At 66.8% G+C, this 20,879-nt stretch carries 22 protein-coding genes and 4 tRNA genes; 15 read left to right on the forward strand and 11 right to left on the reverse strand.

Features of this window, described 5'->3' with window-relative positions; all coding sequences use genetic code 11:
• Positions 1–16 precede the first annotated feature (16 nt).
• Together CJ177_RS26965 and CJ177_RS26970 are read right to left on the reverse strand one after the other, a co-directional pair.
• Positions 17–493, reverse strand: a complete 477-nt coding sequence (locus CJ177_RS26965; RefSeq protein ID WP_061701179.1) for a thioredoxin family protein — start codon at positions 491–493, stop codon at positions 17–19.
• Complete coding sequence (locus CJ177_RS26970; RefSeq protein WP_005244349.1) at positions 490–1,269, reverse strand: LmeA family phospholipid-binding protein; 780 nt, start codon at positions 1,267–1,269, stop codon at positions 490–492. The genes CJ177_RS26965 and CJ177_RS26970 overlap by 4 nt, the downstream gene beginning before the upstream one ends.
• Positions 1,270–1,475: 206 nt before the next feature.
• Between CJ177_RS26970 and CJ177_RS26975 the strand changes: the two genes are divergently transcribed.
• From CJ177_RS26975 to pstB, 6 genes are all read left to right on the forward strand, one after another.
• Complete coding sequence (locus CJ177_RS26975; protein WP_025431875.1) at positions 1,476–2,231, forward strand: response regulator transcription factor; 756 nt, start codon at positions 1,476–1,478, stop codon at positions 2,229–2,231.
• Positions 2,231–3,148, forward strand: a complete 918-nt coding sequence (gene mshD, locus CJ177_RS26980) for a mycothiol synthase (RefSeq protein ID WP_095869027.1) — start codon at positions 2,231–2,233, stop codon at positions 3,146–3,148. The genes CJ177_RS26975 and mshD overlap by 1 nt, the downstream gene beginning before the upstream one ends.
• Before the next feature lie 214 nt (positions 3,149–3,362).
• The gene (gene pstS, locus CJ177_RS26985; RefSeq protein ID WP_005244346.1) at positions 3,363–4,481 is read left to right on the forward strand and encodes a phosphate ABC transporter substrate-binding protein PstS; all 1,119 of its coding nucleotides are present in this window, start codon (positions 3,363–3,365) and stop codon (positions 4,479–4,481) included.
• Between the two features lie 67 nt (positions 4,482–4,548).
• On the forward strand, positions 4,549–5,622 hold the full coding sequence (gene pstC / locus CJ177_RS26990) for a phosphate ABC transporter permease subunit PstC (protein ID WP_095869028.1): 1,074 nt from the start codon (positions 4,549–4,551) through the stop codon (positions 5,620–5,622).
• Between the two features lie 3 nt (positions 5,623–5,625).
• Positions 5,626–6,534, forward strand: a complete 909-nt coding sequence (pstA, locus tag CJ177_RS26995) for a phosphate ABC transporter permease PstA (RefSeq protein WP_005244344.1) — start codon at positions 5,626–5,628, stop codon at positions 6,532–6,534.
• Positions 6,535–6,577: 43 nt separating this feature from the next.
• Positions 6,578–7,354: a phosphate ABC transporter ATP-binding protein PstB gene (pstB, locus tag CJ177_RS27000; protein ID WP_005244341.1), complete on the forward strand. Its 777-nt coding sequence runs from the start codon at positions 6,578–6,580 to the stop codon at positions 7,352–7,354.
• A gap of 144 nt (positions 7,355–7,498) precedes the next feature.
• Here pstB and phoU read toward each other — a convergent pair whose 3' ends face one another.
• From phoU to CJ177_RS27020, 4 genes are all read right to left on the reverse strand, one after another.
• On the reverse strand, positions 7,499–8,197 hold the full coding sequence (phoU, locus tag CJ177_RS27005) for a phosphate signaling complex protein PhoU (RefSeq protein ID WP_005254798.1): 699 nt from the start codon (positions 8,195–8,197) through the stop codon (positions 7,499–7,501).
• Positions 8,198–8,279: 82 nt separating this feature from the next.
• The gene (locus CJ177_RS27010; RefSeq protein ID WP_095869029.1) at positions 8,280–10,307 is read right to left on the reverse strand and encodes an LCP family protein; all 2,028 of its coding nucleotides are present in this window, start codon (positions 10,305–10,307) and stop codon (positions 8,280–8,282) included.
• A gap of 119 nt (positions 10,308–10,426) precedes the next feature.
• The gene (gene dusB, locus CJ177_RS27015; protein ID WP_095869030.1) at positions 10,427–11,569 is read right to left on the reverse strand and encodes a tRNA dihydrouridine synthase DusB; all 1,143 of its coding nucleotides are present in this window, start codon (positions 11,567–11,569) and stop codon (positions 10,427–10,429) included.
• A gap of 80 nt (positions 11,570–11,649) precedes the next feature.
• Positions 11,650–12,606: an acyl-ACP desaturase gene (locus CJ177_RS27020; protein ID WP_025431878.1), complete on the reverse strand. Its 957-nt coding sequence runs from the start codon at positions 12,604–12,606 to the stop codon at positions 11,650–11,652.
• 496 nt (positions 12,607–13,102) lie between these two features.
• On the opposite strand from CJ177_RS27020, the gene CJ177_RS27025 reads away from it, so the two are divergent.
• On the forward strand, positions 13,103–13,543 hold the full coding sequence (locus CJ177_RS27025; protein WP_005244335.1) for an MmcQ/YjbR family DNA-binding protein: 441 nt from the start codon (positions 13,103–13,105) through the stop codon (positions 13,541–13,543).
• A complete protein-coding gene (locus tag CJ177_RS27030; RefSeq protein ID WP_005244334.1) occupies positions 13,540–14,142 on the forward strand; it encodes a hypothetical protein in 603 nt (200 codons plus the stop codon). Before CJ177_RS27025 ends, CJ177_RS27030 begins: the two co-directional genes overlap by 4 nt.
• A 5-nt stretch (positions 14,143–14,147) precedes the next feature.
• Here the strand turns inward: CJ177_RS27030 and CJ177_RS27035 are convergent, their stop codons facing one another.
• Positions 14,148–15,236, reverse strand: a complete 1,089-nt coding sequence (locus tag CJ177_RS27035; RefSeq protein WP_095869031.1) for an NAD(P)-dependent alcohol dehydrogenase — start codon at positions 15,234–15,236, stop codon at positions 14,148–14,150.
• Positions 15,237–15,242: 6 nt separating this feature from the next.
• Positions 15,243–15,716: a DUF4334 domain-containing protein gene (locus CJ177_RS27040; protein ID WP_095869032.1), complete on the reverse strand. Its 474-nt coding sequence runs from the start codon at positions 15,714–15,716 to the stop codon at positions 15,243–15,245.
• Positions 15,717–15,827: 111 nt separating this feature from the next.
• Between CJ177_RS27040 and CJ177_RS27045 the strand changes: the two genes are divergently transcribed.
• Positions 15,828–16,433 carry a TetR family transcriptional regulator gene (locus tag CJ177_RS27045; protein ID WP_095869033.1) on the forward strand — a complete coding sequence of 202 codons (606 nt, stop codon included), beginning with the start codon at positions 15,828–15,830 and terminating at the stop codon, positions 16,431–16,433.
• A gap of 44 nt (positions 16,434–16,477) precedes the next feature.
• Here CJ177_RS27045 and CJ177_RS27050 read toward each other — a convergent pair.
• Positions 16,478–16,550, reverse strand: a tRNA-Lys gene (locus tag CJ177_RS27050).
• A gap of 327 nt (positions 16,551–16,877) precedes the next feature.
• Here CJ177_RS27050 and CJ177_RS27055 point away from each other — a divergent pair.
• The 4 genes from CJ177_RS27055 to CJ177_RS27070 all read left to right on the forward strand — a co-directional run bounded on the left by CJ177_RS27055 (position 16,878) and on the right by CJ177_RS27070 (position 18,018).
• Entirely contained in the window at positions 16,878–17,534 is a 657-nt protein-coding gene (locus CJ177_RS27055) for a TetR/AcrR family transcriptional regulator (RefSeq protein WP_025431879.1), read from the forward strand.
• A gap of 98 nt (positions 17,535–17,632) precedes the next feature.
• A tRNA-Glu gene (locus tag CJ177_RS27060) sits at positions 17,633–17,705 on the forward strand.
• A 96-nt stretch (positions 17,706–17,801) separates the two neighbouring features.
• A tRNA-Asp gene (locus CJ177_RS27065) sits at positions 17,802–17,875 on the forward strand.
• A gap of 66 nt (positions 17,876–17,941) precedes the next feature.
• A tRNA-Phe gene (locus CJ177_RS27070) sits at positions 17,942–18,018 on the forward strand.
• Between the two features lie 63 nt (positions 18,019–18,081).
• On the opposite strand, the gene CJ177_RS27075 is transcribed toward CJ177_RS27070, so the two are convergent.
• The gene (locus CJ177_RS27075) at positions 18,082–18,417 is read right to left on the reverse strand and encodes a nuclear transport factor 2 family protein (RefSeq protein ID WP_005244325.1); all 336 of its coding nucleotides are present in this window, start codon (positions 18,415–18,417) and stop codon (positions 18,082–18,084) included.
• 86 nt (positions 18,418–18,503) lie between these two features.
• Here CJ177_RS27075 and CJ177_RS27080 point away from each other — a divergent pair, with 86 nt between their 5' ends.
• Complete coding sequence (locus CJ177_RS27080; RefSeq protein WP_005244324.1) at positions 18,504–19,217, forward strand: TetR/AcrR family transcriptional regulator; 714 nt, start codon at positions 18,504–18,506, stop codon at positions 19,215–19,217.
• Here the strand turns inward: CJ177_RS27080 and CJ177_RS27085 are convergent.
• Positions 19,214–20,065: an alpha/beta fold hydrolase gene (locus CJ177_RS27085; protein WP_025431881.1), complete on the reverse strand. Its 852-nt coding sequence runs from the start codon at positions 20,063–20,065 to the stop codon at positions 19,214–19,216. The genes CJ177_RS27080 and CJ177_RS27085 overlap by 4 nt on opposite strands.
• Before the next feature lie 156 nt (positions 20,066–20,221).
• On the opposite strand from CJ177_RS27085, the gene CJ177_RS27090 reads away from it, so the two are divergent.
• Positions 20,222–20,875 carry a TetR family transcriptional regulator gene (locus CJ177_RS27090; RefSeq protein ID WP_143548708.1) on the forward strand — a complete coding sequence of 218 codons (654 nt, stop codon included), beginning with the start codon at positions 20,222–20,224 and terminating at the stop codon, positions 20,873–20,875.
• Positions 20,876–20,879 lie beyond the last annotated feature (4 nt).

Here is a 20,879-nt window from a genome sequence, read left to right on the forward strand (position 1 = left end):
GAGTTTACCCGGTTCTTCAGGAATTTGAAGCCGGGGGCCGGGTGAGGGGTCCCAGCGCGGCCCGCAGGTCGGTCGCGGCGGGCACTCCGGACACCCGGAAGCGTTGCTGCAGGTCGGCGTCGAGAATGAACGTCGTCGGCAACGACAGAACGCCGAGTTCCTTGGCGAGAGCGGGATACTCGTCGATGTCGACCTCCACTTCGACGGGCGGTTCCGGCTCGCCGGCGAGGTCCGCGACGACCTGTCCCACCACCCTGCGCACCGCCGCGCAGGGTCCGCACCAGTCGGCGGAGAAGTGGAGAACGGTGGCCCGGCGAGCATGCTCCGGCGACCCCGGCCCGACGCCCGCCGCCTCGAGGAGCAGTCGTCGTTGGTCGGTCACGACCGCGGAAGCCTCGCCGGTGCTCCGGACCGTCCCCTGGCGGCGTCGCCAGACGAGCCCGAACACGACGGCGGCGAACAGCGCGGTCAGTAACAGTGTGATTCCTGTCATCGGCTCTGCAGTTCGTTCAGGTCGATCGTGACGTTGTTGCCGACGCCCTCGATGACGATCTGCGAGCCTTCCGCGTAGACCTCCGTCGGCTGGACGCCGAACGGGAGTTCCCGGGGGTCGATGGTCCGGGTGAAGAGGCCGAGGATCGCGGGGGCGAGGGGCTCGGGGATGGTGAAGTCGGCGTGGCCTTCGGGCCCGAAGTAGAAGTCGCTGGCGACGATCTTCACCTGACCGCCGTCGAGTACCAGGTCGGCCTGCACGCTGACGGTGGTCTCGATGGGCCCGACGGGGACGGTGCCGGTGAGGACGACGCCGCCGGCGGTCGGCATCCCCGAGCCGCCGGAGCCGCCGGTGCCGTCCGACTTGCTGGCCGGCGGGGCCGAAACCTGCAGGTCGGGGATGTCGAGGAAGCGTCCCAGGTCGGTGGCGTCGATGAGCATGCGGCCGGACAGGTGATCCACCGGAAGGGTCTTCACGGAGCCGTCGACGAGGTCGGACAGCGGCGCGGAGACTCCCAGGAGGGTGGACTCGATCGTCACCTCACCCACGACGTCACTCTGTACTCCCTGGGCGCGGATCTCGATGTTCTCGTACTTTCCGTCCCACGCCTGGGTGAGGAACGGAAAGCCGTGAACAGTCACCTCGGGATCCGCGGTGAGGGACGCGCCTGCCCGCAGTTCCCGCGACACCCGGTACTCCGCGTAGGCCGCCGAACCGAAGTCGACGACGAGACCGAGAGCCACGAGGAAGACGATTCCGATGATGAGTTTCCGCACGGCCCCATTGTGACGGACACCGGTCGGGAGAGTGTCGGTGCAACCTCCGCGCCGGTTGCCGGGGGTTCGGTGCAACGAACGCAGACGGCGGCGCGCTACTCTGTCACCGACAAAAGTGTCGATACCTTCAGTGTCGATCTACCTGGACCGGCGGATGAACGATCCGTCGGCCGGCCGGGTACGACGGCGACGAGATGGGAGGCTGTGTGGAGCTACTGCTTCTTACCTCCGACCCCAACCCCGAGGCAGTGCTGCCTGCCCTCGCCCTGCTGGCGCATTCGGTGCGGCCTGCCCCGACGGAGGTGTCCTCTCTCCTGGAAGCGAGCTCCGCCGACGTCGCCCTGGTGGATGCGCGCACCGATCTCGCGGCCGCTCGCGGCCTCTGCAGGCTGCTGGGCAGCACGGGTTCCGCGGTTCCCGTGGTGGCAGTGCTCACCGAGGGTGGCCTGGTCGCGGTCAATTCGGACTGGGGCCTCGACGACATCCTGCTCCCGGGCACCGGACCGGCGGAGGTGGACGCCCGCCTGCGACTGCTGGTCGGACGCACCGGCGGCGTCGCCAGCCCGGAGGCCTCCGGCAAGATCACGCTGGGCGAGCTGGTCATCGACGAGGGCACGTACACGGCCCGTCTGCGCGGCCGCCCCCTCGACCTCACCTACAAGGAGTTCGAACTCCTCAAGTACCTGGCACAGCACGCGGGTCGCGTCTTCACCCGCGCGCAATTGCTGCAGGAGGTGTGGGGATACGACTTCTTCGGTGGTACCCGCACGGTCGACGTCCACGTGCGTCGTCTGCGCGCCAAGCTGGGCAGCGAGTACGAATCCTTGATCGGTACAGTCCGCAACGTCGGCTACAAGGCCGTCCGTCCCACCCGCAGCAAGTCGGGTGCGCCGGTGCCGCCCGTCGACGACCTCGACGCCGACGACGCGGACTTCGAATCCGCGGAAGGGCCGGCGATCTAGTGAGTGCTCCGGTGCAGTCCTGGACTGATCGACTCGACGGCAAGCAGGCCGCGGACGTGTCCGCCCTGCTCGAACGCGCGACGGCAGCGGACGGAACCGCCCCGGTGTCGGAGCAGGGCGTGCACGCCGTGTCCGGCGCCGGTAGCGCCGGTGTCCGTCATCTCGTGGAGACCGACGCCGATCGGATCGTCGGGTATGCGCAGCTGCAGCCGGGTCACGGGGATCATCCCGCGATGGCCGAACTCGCCGTCGACCCCGAGGCGCGTCGCCGGGGGATCGGTGGCCGGCTGGTCACCGAGGTCCTTTCCGAGGGTGGTCCGGACGCCCGCGTGTGGGCGCACGGAAATCTGCCTGCGGCGCAGGCGGTGGCGCAGCGCCTCGGGCTGACCGGTGCGCGCGAACTTCTGCAGCTCCGGCGTCCGCTCGTCGATGCGGAACTCCCAGAACTTGTTGTGCCGGAAGATATTTCACTCCGCGAGTACCGCGGCGTCGAGGACGATCCAGAGGTGTTGCGGGTCAATGCTGCCGCCTTCGCGTGGCATCCCGAGCAGGGGTCGTGGACCGAACGCGAAATGGCTGAGCGTCGTTCGGAGGCCTGGTTCGATCCGTCCGGACTGTTCATGGCGTTCGCCGCTTCGGACGAGCAGAGACTGCTCGGATTCCACTGGACCAAGGTGCACCCGAAGCAGGGCGACGAGCCGGCCATCGGAGAGGTCTACGTGGTGGCGATCGGCCCCGACGCCCAGGGGCGTGGTCTCGGCCGGTTGCTGACGCTCGCCGGACTGCACTACCTGCGTGACCGCGGGCTCGGTGCGGTGCTGCTCTACGTCGAGGGCGACAACGCGTCGGCGCTGCACACCTACGACCGTCTCGGGTTCGAGCGGTTCCACACCGACGTCGCGTACGCCCGCGCCTGAGGCGTTCCTCTACTGCCGCACCTGTTGTTCGTCTCGGAAATGTGGACAAATGCTCGGTCTGTTCACCTTCCGTTCACCGATCGTGGTCCAACTGGACATTAGCTACCCCTAGGTTTCTCCGTGGGCAGCGCCGTGTTGCCTGGTGCAGATTTCAACGAAACGCACCTCATGTCGCCGCCCGATCGCGGGCGAGACGGTATTTCCGGAGGACTAGGTGAATCTCAAGCGCAGTGGCGCCCTGCTCGGTGCAGTGGCCCTGGGTGCCATGACCTTGGCCGCGTGTGGCAGCGACAACAACGCGGCGTCGAGCGGCGTCGACGCAGCGTCGTCCAACGCGACGTGCGAGGGCAAGGCCAACCTCTCCTCGGCCGGTTCGTCGGCCCAGAAGAACGCCATGGACCAGTTCGTCTCCACCTACATCTCCGTCTGCCAGGAAAAGGGCAAGACCGTCAACCTGGCGTACAACCCCAGCGGTTCCGGCGACGGACGTACCCAGTTCATCGCGAGCCAGATCGACTTCGCCGGCTCCGACTCGGCGATCAAGGCCGAGCAGGCCGAGCAGGCCAAGGCCCGTTGCGTCGGCGGCGAGGCCTGGAACCTTCCGCTCGTCTTCGGACCCGTCGCTGTCGCCTACAACCTCGACGGCGTCGAGGACCTGGTGCTGAACGGCGAGGTGACCGCCAAGATCTTCAACGGCACCATCAAGAAGTGGAACGACCCGGCCATCGCCGCGCTCAACCCGGGGGCCACCCTGCCGGACCAGGACATCACCGCGATCATCCGCTCGGATTCGTCGGGTACCACCGACAACTTCCAGCAGTACCTCACGGCCGCCTCCAACGGCGCCTGGACCACCGGTGCCGGCTCCGACTTCACCGGCGGAATCGGTGAGGGCGCCAAGGGTTCGGCCGGTGTCGCGCAGGCAGTGGCCTCCGCTCCGGGCTCGATCACCTACGTCGAGAAGTCCTACGCCGACCAGAACAAGCTGTCTGCCGCACAGATCGACACCGGCTCCGGCCCCGTCGCGCTGTCCGACGAGTCCGCGGCGAAGGCGATCGAGGGTGCTCAGTTCAAGGGTGAGGGTGTGGGCGATCTGACCCTCGACCTCGGCTCGATCTTCGGTACCAAGGAAGCGGGTGCGTACCCGTTGGTGCTCGCCACCTACGAGATCGTGTGCTCGAAGGGCTACGACGCCGACACCTCCGCAGCGGTCAAGTCGTTCCTGACCAGCGCAGCGAACGAGGGTCAGGACAACCTGGCCGAGCAGGGTTACGTGCCTCTGCCCGACTCCATGAAGGAGAAGCTGAACGCGTCGGTCGCCGCCATCGGCTGATCACACCGTTAGTCGTTCGGACCCGCCCATGACTCGATATTCTGACCAGGAAAGATTGCGAGCGCAGATGAGTGAAGCGCACATCGAATCAGCACCTCGCGCCTCCGACTCCGCTTCTGGCGGAGTCGGGGTGGGCGGTCCGAACGGCACCCCGGAGGCCGAGTTGAGTACCACCAAGGCCGAAACCCCGACTCCGACAGGTTCACCGCGCGGCAAGTCCGTCGCCAGGCCGGGGGACCGGATCTTCAAGTCCCTCGCAACCACCTCGGCGATCTTCATCTCGATCCTCATCGCCGCGATCGGCATCTTCCTGATCTGGCGCGCAGTTCCCGCACTGAGCAGGAACCAGGTCAACTTCCTCACCAGCCGCGAGTGGGTCACTCAGAACATCAACGCCATGGCGTTCGGTGTTCTCGACCTGTTCCAGGTGACCGTGCTCGTCTCGCTGTTCGCTCTGATCCTCGCGATGCCCGTCGCCCTCGGCATCGCGATCTTCCTCACCGAGTACTCGCCGAACTGGCTCAAACGTCCGCTGGCGTACGTGATCGACCTGCTGGCCGCCGTGCCGTCGATCGTCTACGGCCTCTGGGGTCTGCTGGTGTTCGCTCCCGCGATCAAGCCGCTTGCCATGTGGCTCAACGAAAAGTTCGGGTGGTTCCCACTGTTCGCGACAGGAAGCGGTTCCATCACCGGCGGTGGCACCATCTTCACCGCAGGTATCGTCCTCGCCGTCATGATCCTTCCCGTCATCACCGCGGTGACCCGCGAGGTGTTCGTACAGACGCCGACGCCCCAGATCGAGGCAGCACTCGCGCTGGGTGCCACCCGGTGGGAAGTGGTGCGAACCACGATCATTCCGTTCGGCAAGTCGGGCTACATCAGCGGATCGATGCTCGGCCTGGGTCGCGCCCTCGGCGAGACCATGGCGCTCTACCTGATCCTGCGCACCACGTCGCAGCCCTTCGGATGGTCGCTGTTCGACGGCGGCGCCACCATCGCCTCGAAGATCGCTCTCGGCTACGCGGAGTTCAACAACAACATTCAGGCCGGCGCCTACATCGCCGCAGGTCTGGTGCTCTTCGTTCTCACCTTCGTCGTGAACGCCGCGGCCCGCGCCGTGATCGCAGGAAAGAAGGACTGACCCATGACCGCGACACTCGACAAGCCGGTCAAGGCCCCCACCTTCCAGGGGGTCGGTGTCCGCCGACGCATCATCGACCTGACCGCCACCGTCCTCGTGACGCTGGCAGTGCTCGTGGCGCTGGTCCCGCTGGTGTGGGTCCTGGTCACCGCAGTCATCAAGGGAATCCCTGCCCTGACGTCGGCCACCTGGTTCACCCACTCGCTCAGCGGGCTGACGTCCTCGGCGGCGGGCGGCGGCATCTATCACGCGCTGATCGGCACCATTCTGCAGGGAATCGTCTGTGCGGTGCTGTCCATTCCTCTCGGACTGTTCGTCGCGATCTATCTCGTCGAGTACGCCGACCGGAAGTCGCGGCTGGCGAAGCTGACCACGTTCATGGTCGACATCCTCAGCGGTGTCCCGTCGATCGTGGCCGCCCTGTTCATCTACGCCCTGTGGATCGCGACGTTCGGTTTCCCCAAGTCCGGCTTCGCGGTAGCACTCGCCCTGGTGCTGCTGATGGTTCCCGTCGTCGTCCGCAGCACGGAGGAGATGCTCCGCATCGTTCCGCAGGATCTGCGCGAGGCGTCGTACGCGCTGGGCGTTCCGAAGTGGAAGACGATCGCCAAGATCGTGCTGCCCACCGCACTGCCCGGCATCATCACGGGCGTCATGCTGGCGCTGGCCCGGGTGATGGGCGAAACCGCGCCGCTGCTGATCCTCGTGGGTTATGCACCCTTCATCAATTTCAATCTGTTCGGTGGCGAGATGGGCACGCTGCCCGGCGTCATGGTCGCCGAGATGAACAACCCGACCGATGCCGGCACCAACCGCATCTGGGGCGCGGCGCTCACGCTGATTCTCCTCATCGCCATCCTCAACATCATGGCCAAGGTAATCGGCCACTTCTCACAGGTCCGCAGCAAGTGACACATAAACTCGATCTCGAACACCAATCAGTAGGGAGCCGGTAATGGCCAAGCGTCTGGATCTCAAGGACGTCAACATCTACTACGGCAAGTTCCACGCCGTCGCCGATGTCGGGCTGTCCGTCCCCCCGCGGAACGTGACCGCCTTCATCGGTCCCTCCGGCTGCGGCAAGTCGACGGTGCTGCGTTCGCTGAACCGCATGCACGAGGTGACTCCCGGTGCGCGCGTGGAGGGTTCGATCCTGCTCGACGGTGAGGACATCTACGGTTCCGGCATCGACCCGGTCGGCGTCCGCAAGACGATCGGCATGGTGTTCCAGCGTCCCAACCCGTTCCCGACGATGTCCATCAAGGACAACGTGGTGGCCGGACTGAAGCTGCAGGGCGAGCGCAACAAGAAGCGTCTCGACGAGGTGGCCGAGCGGTCGCTGCGCGGCGCCAACCTGTGGACCGAGGTCAAGGATCGTCTGGACAAGCCGGGCGGCGGACTGTCCGGCGGTCAGCAGCAGCGTCTGTGCATCGCCCGGGCCATCGCGGTCTCGCCCGACGTCCTGCTGATGGACGAGCCCTGCTCGGCGCTCGACCCCATCTCGACCCTCGCGATCGAGGACCTGATCACGGAGCTGAAGAAGGACTTCACGATCGTGATCGTCACCCACAACATGCAGCAGGCGGCGCGTGTGAGTGACCAGACCGCGTTCTTCAACCTCGAGGCCACCGGCAAGCCGGGGCGCCTCGTCGAGATCGACGACACCGAGAAGATCTTCTCCAACCCGACGCAGAAGGCCACCGAGGACTACATCTCGGGCCGCTTCGGATAGACCGAGCACACGAGAACGCCCCGACCGGAGATCCGGCCGGGGCGTTCTCGTGTCCGGAGACGGCGGCATCGGGCGAACGAACGGGACGCTCGTACGGTCAGGCCGTACGAGCGTCCCGTTCGCGCGAAAAGTGTTGGCGGAGTTCTACAGTTCCGGGTACGAGGTGAGACTGTCGGCGTCGGCTACGGCGGTCTCGGTGTCGTCGGGCAGCTTGCCGGTGACGAGGAAGATCACCCGTCGGCCCACCTCGACTGCGTGGTCGGCGAAACGCTCGTAGAAGCGGCCGAGCAGGGTGACGTCGACCGCAGCGGCCACGCCGTGCTTCCACTCGCGGTCCATGAGCACGGTGAACAGGTGACGGTGGAGGTCGTCCATCGCCTCGTCCTCTTCACGCAAGCGGGCGGCCCGCTCGGGGTCACGGGTCTCGAGAACCTCGCGGGCAGCGGCGCCGATGGAGACGGCGATGCGGCCCATCTCGGCGAAGTAGCCGTTGACCTCTTCGGGAAGCACGTGGTTGGGATGTCGGCGGCGCGCGATCTTGGCGACGTGGAGAGCCAACGCACCCATGCGGTCGATGTCGGCGACGATCTGGATCCCGCTGACGACCGAGCGGAGGTCGCCGGCGACCGGTGCCTGCAGGGCGAGGAGGGCGAACGCCCGCTCCTCGCAGATGGTGCTGAGCTCGGTGATCTTGTCGTGCTCGCCGATCACCTGCTCGGCGAGGGAAAGATCTGCCTGGAGCAGCGACTGGGTGGCGCGCTCCATGGCGACCCCCGCAAGCCCCGCCATCTCACCGAGCAAGTCGGCAAGCTCGGTCATCTGTTCGTTGTAAGCCACGCGCATGAGGTCACAGCCTACGGTGCACGGGAAACCAAGTCACGATCACACGGTGAACGCGGGGTGAACGACGCGACCCGGCGGGCGCTCATTCGCAGGACGTGTCGCCTGCGTTCACAACCGCGAGGTCCGCGGGGATTTCCACGTCCTCGGGCTGGCCGATTCGCACGTCCGACATACTGAGCGGTGTGTCGATCGGGCTCGGTGTCTGGACGGTCCCGGAGAAGTTCGAACCGAGCGCGACCTCGACGACCGTCCCGAGTCCGGTGGTCGACTCGAGCACCGCACCCGGGAACGACGACGCCAGGGTCGCCGCCTCGGCTTCGTGGCCCGGCGAGAACCGGACGACGGTCTCGCCGCTTGTTCCCGTGTAGTTGCCTACGTTGTAGATCTGGAACCCCTCGGCGGCCAGCGAGTCGGCCACGGTCGCGGCCAGTCCCGACTCACCCGATGCGTTCGACACCTGCACGGTCACGCTGGACGGGTCGACGGCCTGGACCGACAGCGGCGCCGGCGCGGCCTGCGGTTCGGGGGCGGAGGACAGGGGTTCCGCACGCTTCTCGCCGGGCAGCGCCTCGTCGTCGATGATGGCGCGGAAGATGGCCTTGATGTCGTCGGTGCGGGGAATCTCGTTGCCCCACTCGGTGGTGCCTGCGGTGGGCACCGTCAGGAACGTGACCGCGCCCGCGTCGACGTTCTGCAGTGAGCGTCCGAGCGTGACCAGTGACTTCGTGTCGATGTTCTCGACGAACGTGTCGCGGGTGAACGCGTTGATGAAGCCGTTCAGTTTGCTGGGATTGAGCAGTACCTGACTGGACAGAGCGCCCCGCAGCAGGGCGGACAGGAATCTCTGCTGACGGTTGATGCGGCCGTAGTCGCCGTTGCCCTCCGCCTCGACATGTCTGGCGCGGACGAAGTTCAGTGCGGTCTTGCCGTCGAGCATCTGGGTGCCCGCCTCCGGCAGCACGGTGCCGAGAACGCCGTCCTCGAGCGGCTGGGTGGTACAGACCTTGACCCCGCCGATCTCGTTGACCATCGACTCGAATCCGGCGAAGTCCATGCCGACGAAGTGGCCGATCTTCAGACCCGACATCTTCTGAATCACCTTCACCAGGCACTTCGGTCCGCCGAGTGCGTAGGTGGCGTTGAGTTTGTCGCCGTCGGCGGCGGGAAAGGTTTCCTCGGTGTAGGTGCCGCTGGCGTTGTCCCAGCCCTGGCAGACGGGCCGCTCGACATCGAGGTCGCGGGGGAACGACACCGCGACCACCCGGCTCCGGTCGGCAGGGATGTTGACGAGCATCACCGTGTCGGCGCGGGATCCCTCGGCGTCGTCGATGGTCCCGGCACCCACTTCGCCGCTCGCGCCGGCACGGGTGTCGCTGCCGACGATGAGATAGGTCTCGTCACCGGTCTGCCCGACGGCGTCGACGATGTCGGTCGACTCCGTGTCGAGTGCCGCGATCTGGTCGAACTTGCCCTCGGTGGAGCGGAGGTAACCCCAGACGATGCCGGTTCCGGCGAGTGCGACCACCGCCACGAGCGCGACGACGGCCCGTCCCGCTGCACGCAGACGCTTGCGTTTACGGGTCTTGTTGAGGGCCAGGCGGGTCGTGCCCGGGTTGCCGACCACCTGCGGTACCGCGGTGGTCTCGGCGGAATCCGCGACCCATTCGGGCTCGGGCGTGCTCTGCGGGGGCTCCGGCGGCGGAGGCGCGGCAGGGGTCTCCCGCGGCGGAATCCCGGGAGGCGGCGGCTGCCGCTCGTCGATCGGGTCAATGATCTCCGTTTTGTCCGGATCGTCCGGCTCGCCCGGTTCTTCCCCGGAAACCTTCTTCACCAGGTCTGCGACGGAGAGCGCTTCGGTGGGTCCACCCGCGGCCCGGCGGCCGATCCGGCCACTGTCGTGGCGGGACGGTTCGGTGCGTTCTACCTGCGCACGGCGCTCGGGTGGCGCGGTTCGTTCGGGTGGCGCGGTCCGCTCGGGCGGTGGCTGCCGCGGCGGGAGTCGCCGCGGCCGTCCCGACTGGGCTTCTCGGTAGCTGGGATCCGCGAGAGGACGCTCCCAGGGGGCGCGGGATTCGGGAGTCGGTGAGTCCGAGCTGTGATCATCACCCACCGATGCAACCTGACCTCTCCGCCGACTCCGACCTCCGTCGGCCTCGACGGATTCCAGCCATAGTACTTATCGAGCGTCGGGGCTCCACACATGTAGCGAGGTGACGCGCGTTCGTGCTGCTAACCACCAGAATGCATGAGGTCGGCGCCGGCGGGTACCAGGCAGTCGTCGGGGTCGTCGAGCCATCCCTCGGGGAGCGCGACCGTTCCGGGTGACCCCTGCCGTCCCCGCGGTCCCTCGGCGTCCTTGGGGAACGGGATGGTCGGATCGAGCTGAACCAGGAGGTCGTCGAGTTCGGTGAGGGTGCTCACGAGGGCCATCGCGACCCGCAGCTCGGACCCGGCGGGGAAGCCCCGCAGGTACCAGGACACGTGCTTGCGCAGTTCACGCAGGCCCTTGTCCTCGCCGTGGTGATTGGCGAGGAGTTCCGCGTGCCGGCGGATGATCGTGGCCACCTCGCCGAGATTGGGCGGAGTGGGCTGCGGGTTTCCGTTCAGTGCGGCGCTCAGCTCCGCGAACAGCCATGGGCGCCCGAGGCATCCGCGCCCGACGACGACGCCGTCGCACCCGGTCTGTTCCATCATGCGGGCCGCGTCCTCGGCGGCGAAGATGTCGCCGTTCCCGAGGACGGGCACGTCCGTGACGTGTTCCTTGAGCCGGGCGATCTCGTTCCAATCGGCCGTGCCGGAGTACCGCTGCGAGGCGGTACGCGCGTGCAGTGCGACCGCGGCGGCGCCTTCGCCTGCGGCGATCCGGCCGGCGTCGAGATGCGTGTGGTGCTCGGCGTCGATGCCGACGCGGAACTTGACGGTCACCGGGACGTCGGTGCCCTCGGTCGCCTTCACTGCCGCCGCGACGATCCGGCCGAACAGGGTGCGCTTGTACGGCAGCGCCGCGCCGCCGCCCTTGCGGGTCACCTTGGGAACCGGGCAGCCGAAGTTCATGTCGATGTGGTCGGCCATGTTCTCGTCCACGATCATCTTGGCCGCGGCGTACGTGGTGTCGGGGTCGACGGTGTACAGCTGCAGCGACCGCGGGGTCTCGGTCGGGCCGAACGTCGTCATGTGCAGGGTCGCGGGCTGCCGTTCGACCAGCGCACGGGCGGTCACCATCTCACAGACGTACAGGCCGGACGTGCTGCCCGCGCGCTCCGTCTCGAGCTCACGGCACAGCGTGCGGAACGCGACGTTGGTGATCCCGGCCATGGGGGCCAGAACCACCGGGCTGCGCAGCTCGAGCGATCCGATACGAAGGGATGACATTGACGACCTCTGGGAAAGTGCTGGAACAAAAACTGTGCCCGGTACCGAATCCGGTACCGGGCACAGGATAGCTGTTTACGTCACGAAGCCTTCTGCTCGCGCTTCTTGGCCTCGCGGGCCAGCATGCGGTCGCGCTGCTCCTCGAACTTGGTGGCCTGGCCCTCGAGGTTCTCGAGGAACTTGCCGAGGCTCTCGCGGACCTCTTCGCCGCGGGCGGTGAAATCGGTCCGCTCGAAGATGTTCCACTTGCGCAGGACGGGCATCACGACCTCTTCGAGGTGCTGACGCAGGTCGTAGATGCCGTGCTTGGCCATGAGCACACCGTTGCGCCGGAAGTTCGGCATGCCGGCGCCCGGCATCTGGAAGTTCTGGACGATCATGTTGATGGCCTCGAGCGCCTGATCGGGCGAGAGGTCGAGGGCAGCGCCGCACATGTTGCGGTAGAAGATCATGTGCAGGTTCTCGTCGGCGGCGATGCGCTGCAGCATCTTGTCGGCGATCGGGTCCTTGCACGCCTTACCGGTGTTGCGGTGGCTGACGCGGGTGGCGAGTTCCTGGAACGTCACGTACGCGACGGAGTGGAGGAAACCGGCATCGACGTCGGCGGGGGAGGCGAAGCCGTTCGTCATGTGCTCCATGCGGAAACGCTCGAGCTGGACGGGGTCGACGGCGCGGGTCACGACGAGGTAATCGCGCATCACGATGCCATGACGGTTCTCCTCGGCGGTCCAGCGACCGACCCACGTTCCCCACGCGCCGTCCTGCGAGAAGTTCTCGGCGATCTCGCGGTGGTACGACGGCAGGTTGTCCTCGGTGAGGAGGTTCGTGATCATCGCGGCCTTGGCGACCTCGTCGAGCTGCGACTGCTCGGGATCCCAGTCGATGCCGCCCATCGCGGCGAAGTTGCGTCCTTCGTCCCACGGAACATAGTCGTGGGGATGCCATTCCTTGGCCATGGAGATGTGGCGGTTGACGTTCTCTTCTGCAACCGGCGACAACTCCTGCAGCAGTTCGAGTTGGGTCAGATCCCTCGCCATGTGTAATGCCTCCAGTAGCTCAATTTGACTTTGTTCAGCCTACGGCACCGTAAGTAGGTTGGTAAACGCCGTCGGCGGCCCGGGAACCGTCCAAGTTACCGATCCGTAATGGATCTTCCGGGATGTGTCGCCGCCACGCGGCGAACCGTTACATGACAGTGTACTGATGAGCGTGCGTGTGCGGTGACCAGCGTAATCATCGCAGGGAGAGATCATCACAGCGACGCGCGGACAGTTGTGGACGATCACAGATTTGTCGGTCTCCACAGATTCCCCGCCGTAACTCGAGCCATGTCGGCGGTTGCGCGGAAACCCGGTCGTCCGAGCTGTCGGTCTCCTGGGAATTCGATCCACCCCAGGTGTGAATATCGCCACCCGGGCCCAGTCGGCCGCCCGCACCCTTTCCGGGCAGGCCACCCAGGACCCCCGGCGCGCCCGCCGACGAGCGTCGGCAGCGCCGACTTCACCGCGGTCTCGGCGGTGGGAAATCCCGCGTATGTCCGTTATGCCGGTTGCGGTCGGTCTGGGCGCTGCCGACAATCGTCACATGGGCAACAACATGAGCCGCCTCGAACAGATCGTCGCCGAGTTGCCCGAAGCCGTGCGCGTGGACGTCGCCCAATGGGACGGACACCCGACGTTCCGGGTGCGGGGGAAGAACTTCGTGTTCAGTGACGTGGAGGCCACCCGGTTGACGGTGAAGCTCACCGTCGACGAGGCCGAGGCGGTCGTCGCAACGGAACCAGGGGCCGAGCCCGCGGGATACGGTCTCGGTAGACACGGCTGGATCGCACTGGACGTCGCGGACGCGGACGAGCCTCGGTGGGAACAGCTGCGTGAGTGGATCAGGACGTCGTACACGCTCGTCGCCCCGAAGCGACTGGCCGAGCAGGTGCTGGACGAAGAACCGTTGCCGACGCAGGGAGACCAGTCATGACGACCGAGGACAGCGCATCCACTTCCACACCGGCGAAATCGGGCCTGCCGGCGTGGGCCAAGAAGGCCATCGGCATCGCAGTCCTCCTGGTGGTACTGGTCATCGCCTACTTCATCCTCGCGGCCTACCTCCCGCGGGCGTGGGCCCAGAACGTGGGCGGACTGGCGAACGGCAGCTTCGGCGGCGGCATCCTGTGGGGACTGTTGTTCGGCACCCTGTGCACCCTCCTGCCGCTGCTGCTGGTCCGCGGAGCGTGGCGGCTGTTCCGCCGACGCCGGTTCAAGCCGGTGCAGATCGTGTTGCTGATCCTCGGTGTCCTGGTGGTGCTGCCCAACCTGCTGACCCTCAGTGTGGTGCTCGGCGGCAACAGCGCAGCGCACGCGGGCGAACGGATCATGGACGTCGACGCGCCCGGATTCCGCGGCGCGTCACTCGCCGGCGCCATCATCGGAGTGGTGCTGTTCCTCGGCGTCGCCGGGGTCAGCTTCACGTACCGCAAGCGCGGCGAGGATCTCGCCGAGATGCGAAGAGACACGAAAGCGAAGGACGGACAGGTGGGCGACGGGCCGCCGGCCGGACCGTCACCTGCCACGCCCTAGCGCATTCACCACACGAGCACGGGCTTGATCACCGTGCCCGCGGCCTGATCGGCGACGGCGCGGTTGATGTCGTCGAATCGATACTCGGTGACGAGACGGTCGTACGGGAACTTCCCGTCCGCGTGCAGCGCCAGCAACTGCGGAATGAACTGCTGCACCGACGAATCGCCCTCGACGCAGCCGCGGAGGGTCTTGCCGTTCAGCATCAGATCCTGAATGTTCACCGCCATTTCGGGTGCGCCGAGGCCGACGACCACCGCGCTACCCCGCGCGCGCAGGGACGACAACGCCTGGCCGACGACGGCGGAGATCCCCGTCGTGTCCAGGGTGTGGGTGGCGCCGCCACTCGTCGCCGCACGGATCGCGGCGACCACGTCCTGCGAGCCGGGATCGATCGCGACAGCGCCGAACTCCTCCGCGAGCGCGCGTCGCGCGGGTACCGGATCGACGGCGAGAAGCGTTGCGACGCCGACTGATCGGGCTGCAAGCAGCGCGGCGAACCCGACACTGCCCGCGCCGAAGACGACCACACTGGAATCGCGGCCCGGCCGGAGCACGTTCAGTACCGCGCCGGCACCCGTCTGGAACCCGCAGCCGAGCGGCGCCGCGGCGGCCAGGTCGACGGACTTGTCGACGACGACGACGTTGTCGGCCGTCGCGAGGACGTGCTCGGCGAAGCTGGACTGGCCGAAGAACGCGGCGCGCACGGACTCGCCGTTCTGGGTGACGGTGGCCGAACCGTCCACGCGTCGGCCCGAACTGTTCAGCCGGTGCGCGTCGACGCAGTACGCCGCACCCGCGCTTCGGCATTGGTCGCAATCGCCGCAGTGGCGGTAACTGAGAATCACGTGATCACCGGGCACCACCCCGCTCACGCGTGACCCGACGTCCACGACGATCCCGGCACCTTCGTGCCCGAAGACGGCGGGGCCGGCGGCGCGGGGGAGGGCCGCCTTGGTGAAGAGGTCCGTGTGACACAGGCCGGTGGCGACGATGCGCACCAGTACCTCGTCCGCGCGGGGCTCGTCGAGTTCGACGGTCTCCAGCGTGAACGGAGAATCGGGTCCGCGTGAGACCGCTGCTGTGACCTGCATTGGAGCTCAGTCTCTTTCGAGCAGGAAGTAGTAGTGCCGACCGCCGTCGAGGGCCAGTGCGGACTTGCCGTTCATGATGCCCATGAGGGTGGAGTCGTCCACCTTCTTGAAGTGATCGAAGATGGGTGCGCCGTCGTACACCATGGTCGCGGTGACCTCACCCCGGAACTCGACGTTCCACAGGCTGGCTTCGCCGTTGCCGCCCTTGACGTCGGAATAGAGGTTGCCGTCCGCGTCACGGCAGATCAACGGCTTCGCGTCCTCGAGGGAGTGGAACGTCTTTCCGTGCCAGCGGCTCGCGAACAGCTTCTCGTGGAGGCGGTGTCCGGTGGCGAAGTCGTCGCCCTTCCAGCTGCCGAGGATGTCTTCGGCCCTGACGGTGTCGAGCGCCGCCCACACGGCGTCGAGTTCGTCGGGGGAGACGCCGCTCTCGCGCCCCCGGAGCTCGTGGAACGTGCTGCGGGCCTGATCGATGTCCATGAAAACGGTCCTTGGGGTGAGGGGTGCGAGCTTCACGAACCAAATTGTTCGTCAACTGCGCACGCTACGCCGAACCAGATGGTTCGGCAACGGGCAATTTAGGATGTCGGAATGCGAACTGCGGGAGAAGCCACACGAGAGCGGATCCTCGCCGCGGCCAAGGAGGAGTTCGCCCGCCACGGAGTCGCCGGAGCCCGGATCAACCGCATCGCGGAGGCGGCCCGAGCGAGCAAGGACCGTCTGTACGCGTACTTCGACAGCAAGGAAGCCCTGTTCGACGCCGTCATCGCGCAATGGATCGCCGAGACGACGGAACAGACGGCGTTGCGGGGCGACGATCTGCCGGGCTACGCGGGCCGGTTGTTCGACGACTATGTGGCGCACCCCGAGAACGCGAGGCTGCAGAAGTGGGCCGACCTGGAGGTGCGCGAGCAGATCGCGGACGGCGATGAGCGGATCCGCACGCTGCGCCCCAAGATCGCCGAGATTCGGCGTGGGCAGCAGGAGGGATTCGTCGACCCGTCGTGGAACGCAGGCGAGCTGCTGCTCGTGATCACCGACATCGCCCTGTCGCTGGCCACCGCCCGTGGCGGCCGCAGGCCGGCGGGGGCAAAGTCGGGGGAGCGCACGGTGGCGCAGCGGCGGCAGACCACTGTCGAGGCGGTTCGTCGTCTGATCGGGGCGCCTGCGGCGGCGGAAGCGCCGGGCCGCGAATGAGTGCTCGTGCCCCTTACCCGGCATGGTGCCGAGTAAGGGGAGAGTGCCCCCAGTAGGGCTCGAACCTACGACCTGCGGATTAAAAGTCCGTAGCTCTACCAACTGAGCTATAGGGGCGCGGGGCCAGAGTCTAGTGCGCAGACAGTGACCGAGAAAACAGGACCCCCGGCACGGCGCGCCGCGGGGGGATGAAAAGGGTCGGCTCGGGTGCGCACCCCCTGCAGCGCACCCGAGCCGAACCAAATTATACCACTTGGTGTGTTTTCGGCAGCGGTCCGGTTTCAACTCCATAAAGGTCTTCAGGTTGGTTTCTAAGAAGTTTCCATGATCTACAGACTGCTCTGTCGGTTCTTTCAAAACGGGGATACTGTTATGTGTGGCTCCATGCTCGTCCCGGAAGGGCGAAAAGCGGGGTTACTACATCTGGGAGAGGGATTCACCGTCATGGCACGTCAGCAGGAGCGTGCGCGACGCACTCGCGCTGCACTGGTGGAGTCGGCCGCGATCGAGTTCGCGAAGCGCGGCTATGCGGCGGCGTCGGTCAACACGATCCTCGAGGGCTCGAACGCCACCAAGGGGGCGATGTACTTCCACTTCCAATCGAAGGAAGAACTCGCCCGGGCCGTCCTTCGATCCGGAGTGGAGCAATTCACCGCCCTGACCGACAGGTGGACGAGTCGCGCGGACATCGGGCCGTTCGAAGCCCTTCACGGTTTCGTGATCGACCTGGCGAAGCTGTTCCATTCGAGCGTCATCGTGCGGGCCGAGTTCCGGCTGATCGTCGAACCCGAGTTCTATCCGGACGTGCAGTCCGGTGGCTCGCAGGTGTGGGGGCGCACCGCACACGAGTTCGCGATCCGCGCTCAGCGCGACGGTCTGCTGCGTGCCGACGCCGACCCCGAGAAGTTCACCCGGGTCCTGGCGGCGGCTCTCGCCGGCCAGCGGTACATGTCCGACATGACGGCACTGGAGGGTGACCTCGGCGAGCGGTTCGCGGAATCGCTCGAAGTGATCCTCGAAGCGATGGCTTCACCCGAATGGCTGGAGAAGTTTGCGCGGGAAGGCTGGCCGGATTCCGGTTCAGAACTGCCCGATTCGTAGTCTGACCTGGCGATTTGGGAAATTCTCGATCCGTGTCCTAAGCTATCCAAGCTCCCAACGGAACGCCGTTGAGGTACTGGTTCGGAGAAATCCGGCGGGCCCCCTTCGTCTAGCGGCCTAGGACGCCGCCCTTTCAAGGCGGTAGCGCGGGTTCGAATCCCGTAGGGGGTACGTTTGACCGGTGTCGAGCATGCGGTATGGTTCGACGGCAGTAAAAGTGACACGCAGTAACGCTTTACACTTGTAAAGCACAGCAGGACAAAGCAAGGCCCTGTGGCGCAGTTGGTTAGCGCGCCGCCCTGTCACGGCGGAGGTCGCGGGTTCGAGTCCCGTCAGGGTCGCAAGTGTGTTGCCGATACCGAGTATCGGCAACACAATGCGATAGGCATTCGGTTCGGGTGCCGTCCGGCCAGGTAGCTCAGTTGGTACGAGCGTCCGCCTGAAAAGCGGAAGGTCGCCGGTTCGATCCCGGCCCTGGCCACCACGATTCACCGAAGCTCCGTTGTCGAGAACGTCGACAGCGGAGTTTTTTCGTTTGCCCGCGTGGCTACGGGGCGATCCGCAGTGAGTCGACGAGGCCGTCGCTGAGAACGAACTCGTACCTCAGTTCCACCGGGCTTCCGGGGAAATTTCCTTCCACTGTGGTGGTGACCACGTAGCTGTCGTCGGCGACCGTTTCCGTTCCGGTCACCTCGACCGTGTAGGTGTATTTCGATTCGAGGTCCCTGCGCCATTGCCGGATGCCGTCGCGCCCGCGGACGGTCCGGCCTTCGTCGGTCACGGCCCCGTGCTCGGTGAAGCACGCTGTGAGCGCATCGAGGTCTCCTGCGTCGGCTGCCCGAAAGTAGCGCGTGACGATCTCGGGCGTCGTGGTGGTGCTCATGGTGTTCTCCCTGTTCCTGCCTGGGTGTTGTCCTGCCTGTGTGGCAGTCCGCGTCTATAGCGGTGCTATAGAAGTAGCATAGCGGTGTGACAAAGAAGAGTGTGGCCGGTGACGCCCGAGACCGTCTGCTGAAGGCGGCGGCCCAACTGCTCGACGAGGCCAAGGGCACGCCCGTGTCCACCCGCGCCGTCTGCGACCTCGCCGGCGTGCAGGCCCCGACGCTGTACCACCACTTCGGCAGCAAGCAGGGCCTGTTCGACGCGGTCGTGGAGTACGGGTTCGGCCAGTACGTCCGGGCCACGAACCAGCGGGGGGACGACCCGGTCGACGACCTCCGGCACGGCTGGGACGATCACGTCCGCTACGGGCTCGACAATCCCTCGTTCTACGTCCTGCTGTACGGGCAGATCGCCCCGGGCAAGCCGTGTGCGGTGACGTCCGTCGCCGAGACGAGGCTCCTCGAGTTGCTGACCGAGATCGCGCAGCAGGGACGGCTGCGGGTGACGCCTGCGGTCGCCGCCGGGCAATTCGTGGCGGCGAACGTCGGCATGACTCTGCACCTCATCGCGCAGCCGGAGGGCCGGGCCGACCTCTCGCTGTCACGGGAACTGCGCGACAACGTGATCGCCGGGCTGATCCGGCCTGCGCCCACTGTGCGGTCGGAGGCCTCGCGAGAGGTGGTCGAGAACGCGGACGCGCTCGCACGCGCCCTCGACGCCGACGCGGGGCGGTCCGGGTTGAGTGCCGGCGAACTCCTCGTGCTGCGGGAATGGCTCGACAAGCTGGCGGCAGCGACCTAGGACTCCGAGCGCCGCCGTAGGGTGTCGAAGATCTCGCGGTAGTGCAGGTGAGCCATGAAATGACCACCGGGGCGGATGTTCAGCGTGGCGCCGGGAATGCGGCGGGCGAGCTCGGGCGGCCAGAGCGTGGGCACGAGTTCGTCCTCGGTTCCACCCCAGACGTCGACCGGCACGATCAGATCCTCCGGCGCGAACCCCCACGGCCGCATCCACGCGCGGTAGTCCTCCACCATCCCGGGTGCCGTCCGGAGAGCCTCGCCGGACATGAGCGAGAAGTTCCGGACGGGTTCGGAGCGGAGAACGGCTGCGTCGGCGGCGCCGAGGTCGCGGGCGCCGAGTCGCCGGAACAGCCGCGGAGCACGCAGCGCGACGGCGGCCATGACGCGAAAGCAGATCCGCGCGACCAGCGGGGCGTACTGGGACAGCCGGGTGAACGCGCGGTCCCCGGCAGGAAGCTGGGCGAACACCCCGGGTTCGGTGAGGGGCAGGGCCCCGGCGATCACCGCGATACTCGTCACGCGCGCCGCCACACCGGAGCCCACCGCGAGCGCGTACTGTCCGCCCATCGACCACCCCATGACTCCGAAACGGCCGACGCCGAGGTGATTCACGAGGTCTTCGACGTCCCGGGCCCAGTCGAGGACCGTCCGGCCCGGCTGCGGATCCGACAGTCCGATCCCCGGACGGTCGGGGGACAGGAGACGGATGCCCGCGTCGCGAGCACTCCGGTCGGCGGCCGCGACGTCGAGGCGGCCGGCGAGCCCGCCGTGGGCGTTCACGACGGTGAATCCGCGGGGGTCGCCGTACTCCGCGAAACCCATCAGGCGTCCGTCGCGCAGCCGGATCACACGATCCTCGGGTCCGACATGAACTCTGGGCACGGGAACCTCCGGCGGTCGAGGCGAGTCTATCCGGGGGAGGCCCACGCAATCCGGACATCGTGACGACCGGAACCGGTGCCGTCGCCGGACGGCACCGAGGTGACTGTCGCTAGGCTGACGTCCATGAGCAGTGCTGAAGAGCCGCTGACGGCGGGCCGCGACGGGCTACTGTCGTTGCTTCGCAACGGGCAGCTGCCCTCGCGTGGGGCCAAGGCCCCGCAGCGGGAGCGTTACCAGCGGATCGTCGCCGCAGCGATGGAACTCGCCTCCGAGGGCGGGTACGACGCCGTGCAGATGCGGGCCATCGCCGATCGGGCGGGCGTCGCGCTGGGCACCGTGTACCGCTACTTCCCGTCGAAGAACCACATGCTGGTGATGGGCCTGTTGATGGTGTTCGAGGGGATGCGGTCCCGGTTCGAGGACGTCGCGATCCCGGGGGACACGCCGTCGGAGCGGATCCTGTTCGTCCTCCGGAAGAACACGGAAGTCCTCGAGAAGGACCGGCCGCGCTACGAGGCCCTGGTGCGCGCGTTCATGTTCGCGGATGCGTCGGCCTCGGCCGAACTGGATGCGTTCGGCGCGCTGATGACCGAAATGTTCGCCAAGACCATCGGTGTCGAGCACATCTCCGACGACCAGCTGAACGCCATCCGTGTGATCGGCGACGTCTGGATGTCGAGCCTGGTGTCCTGGGTGGCCGGCCGCATCTCGGTGGACGAGGTGATGGCTCACCTCGCGCTCGCGGTCCGTCTCGTGTTCCGGCGCCTCGGCGGCTGATTCG

Origin of the sequence: Rhodococcus sp. ACPA1 (genome assembly GCF_002300195.1) — a bacterium.
GTDB classification, from domain to species: Bacteria; Actinomycetota; Actinomycetes; order Mycobacteriales; family Mycobacteriaceae; genus Rhodococcus_F; species Rhodococcus_F opacus.

Coding starts and splice junctions, on each gene's coding strand:
- CJ177_RS26965 (WP_061701179.1), bottom strand. CDS start 493: ATGACAGGAATCACACTGTTACTGACCGCGCTGTTCGCCGCCGTCGTG.
- pstC (WP_095869028.1), top strand. CDS start 4,549: ATGAGTGAAGCGCACATCGAATCAGCACCTCGCGCCTCCGACTCCGCT.
- pstA (WP_005244344.1), top strand. CDS start 5,626: ATGACCGCGACACTCGACAAGCCGGTCAAGGCCCCCACCTTCCAGGGG.
- pstB (WP_005244341.1), top strand. CDS start 6,578: ATGGCCAAGCGTCTGGATCTCAAGGACGTCAACATCTACTACGGCAAG.
- phoU (WP_005254798.1), bottom strand. CDS start 8,197: ATGCGCGTGGCTTACAACGAACAGATGACCGAGCTTGCCGACTTGCTC.
- dusB (WP_095869030.1), bottom strand. CDS start 11,569: ATGTCATCCCTTCGTATCGGATCGCTCGAGCTGCGCAGCCCGGTGGTT.
- CJ177_RS27020 (WP_025431878.1), bottom strand. CDS start 12,606: ATGGCGAGGGATCTGACCCAACTCGAACTGCTGCAGGAGTTGTCGCCG.
- CJ177_RS27025 (WP_005244335.1), top strand. CDS start 13,103: ATGTCCGTTATGCCGGTTGCGGTCGGTCTGGGCGCTGCCGACAATCGT.
- CJ177_RS27030 (WP_005244334.1), top strand. CDS start 13,540: ATGACGACCGAGGACAGCGCATCCACTTCCACACCGGCGAAATCGGGC.
- CJ177_RS27035 (WP_095869031.1), bottom strand. CDS start 15,236: ATGCAGGTCACAGCAGCGGTCTCACGCGGACCCGATTCTCCGTTCACG.
- CJ177_RS27040 (WP_095869032.1), bottom strand. CDS start 15,716: ATGGACATCGATCAGGCCCGCAGCACGTTCCACGAGCTCCGGGGGCGC.
- CJ177_RS27045 (WP_095869033.1), top strand. CDS start 15,828: ATGCGAACTGCGGGAGAAGCCACACGAGAGCGGATCCTCGCCGCGGCC.
- CJ177_RS27055 (WP_025431879.1), top strand. CDS start 16,878: ATGGCACGTCAGCAGGAGCGTGCGCGACGCACTCGCGCTGCACTGGTG.
- CJ177_RS27075 (WP_005244325.1), bottom strand. CDS start 18,417: ATGAGCACCACCACGACGCCCGAGATCGTCACGCGCTACTTTCGGGCA.
- CJ177_RS27090 (WP_143548708.1), top strand. CDS start 20,222: ATGAGCAGTGCTGAAGAGCCGCTGACGGCGGGCCGCGACGGGCTACTG.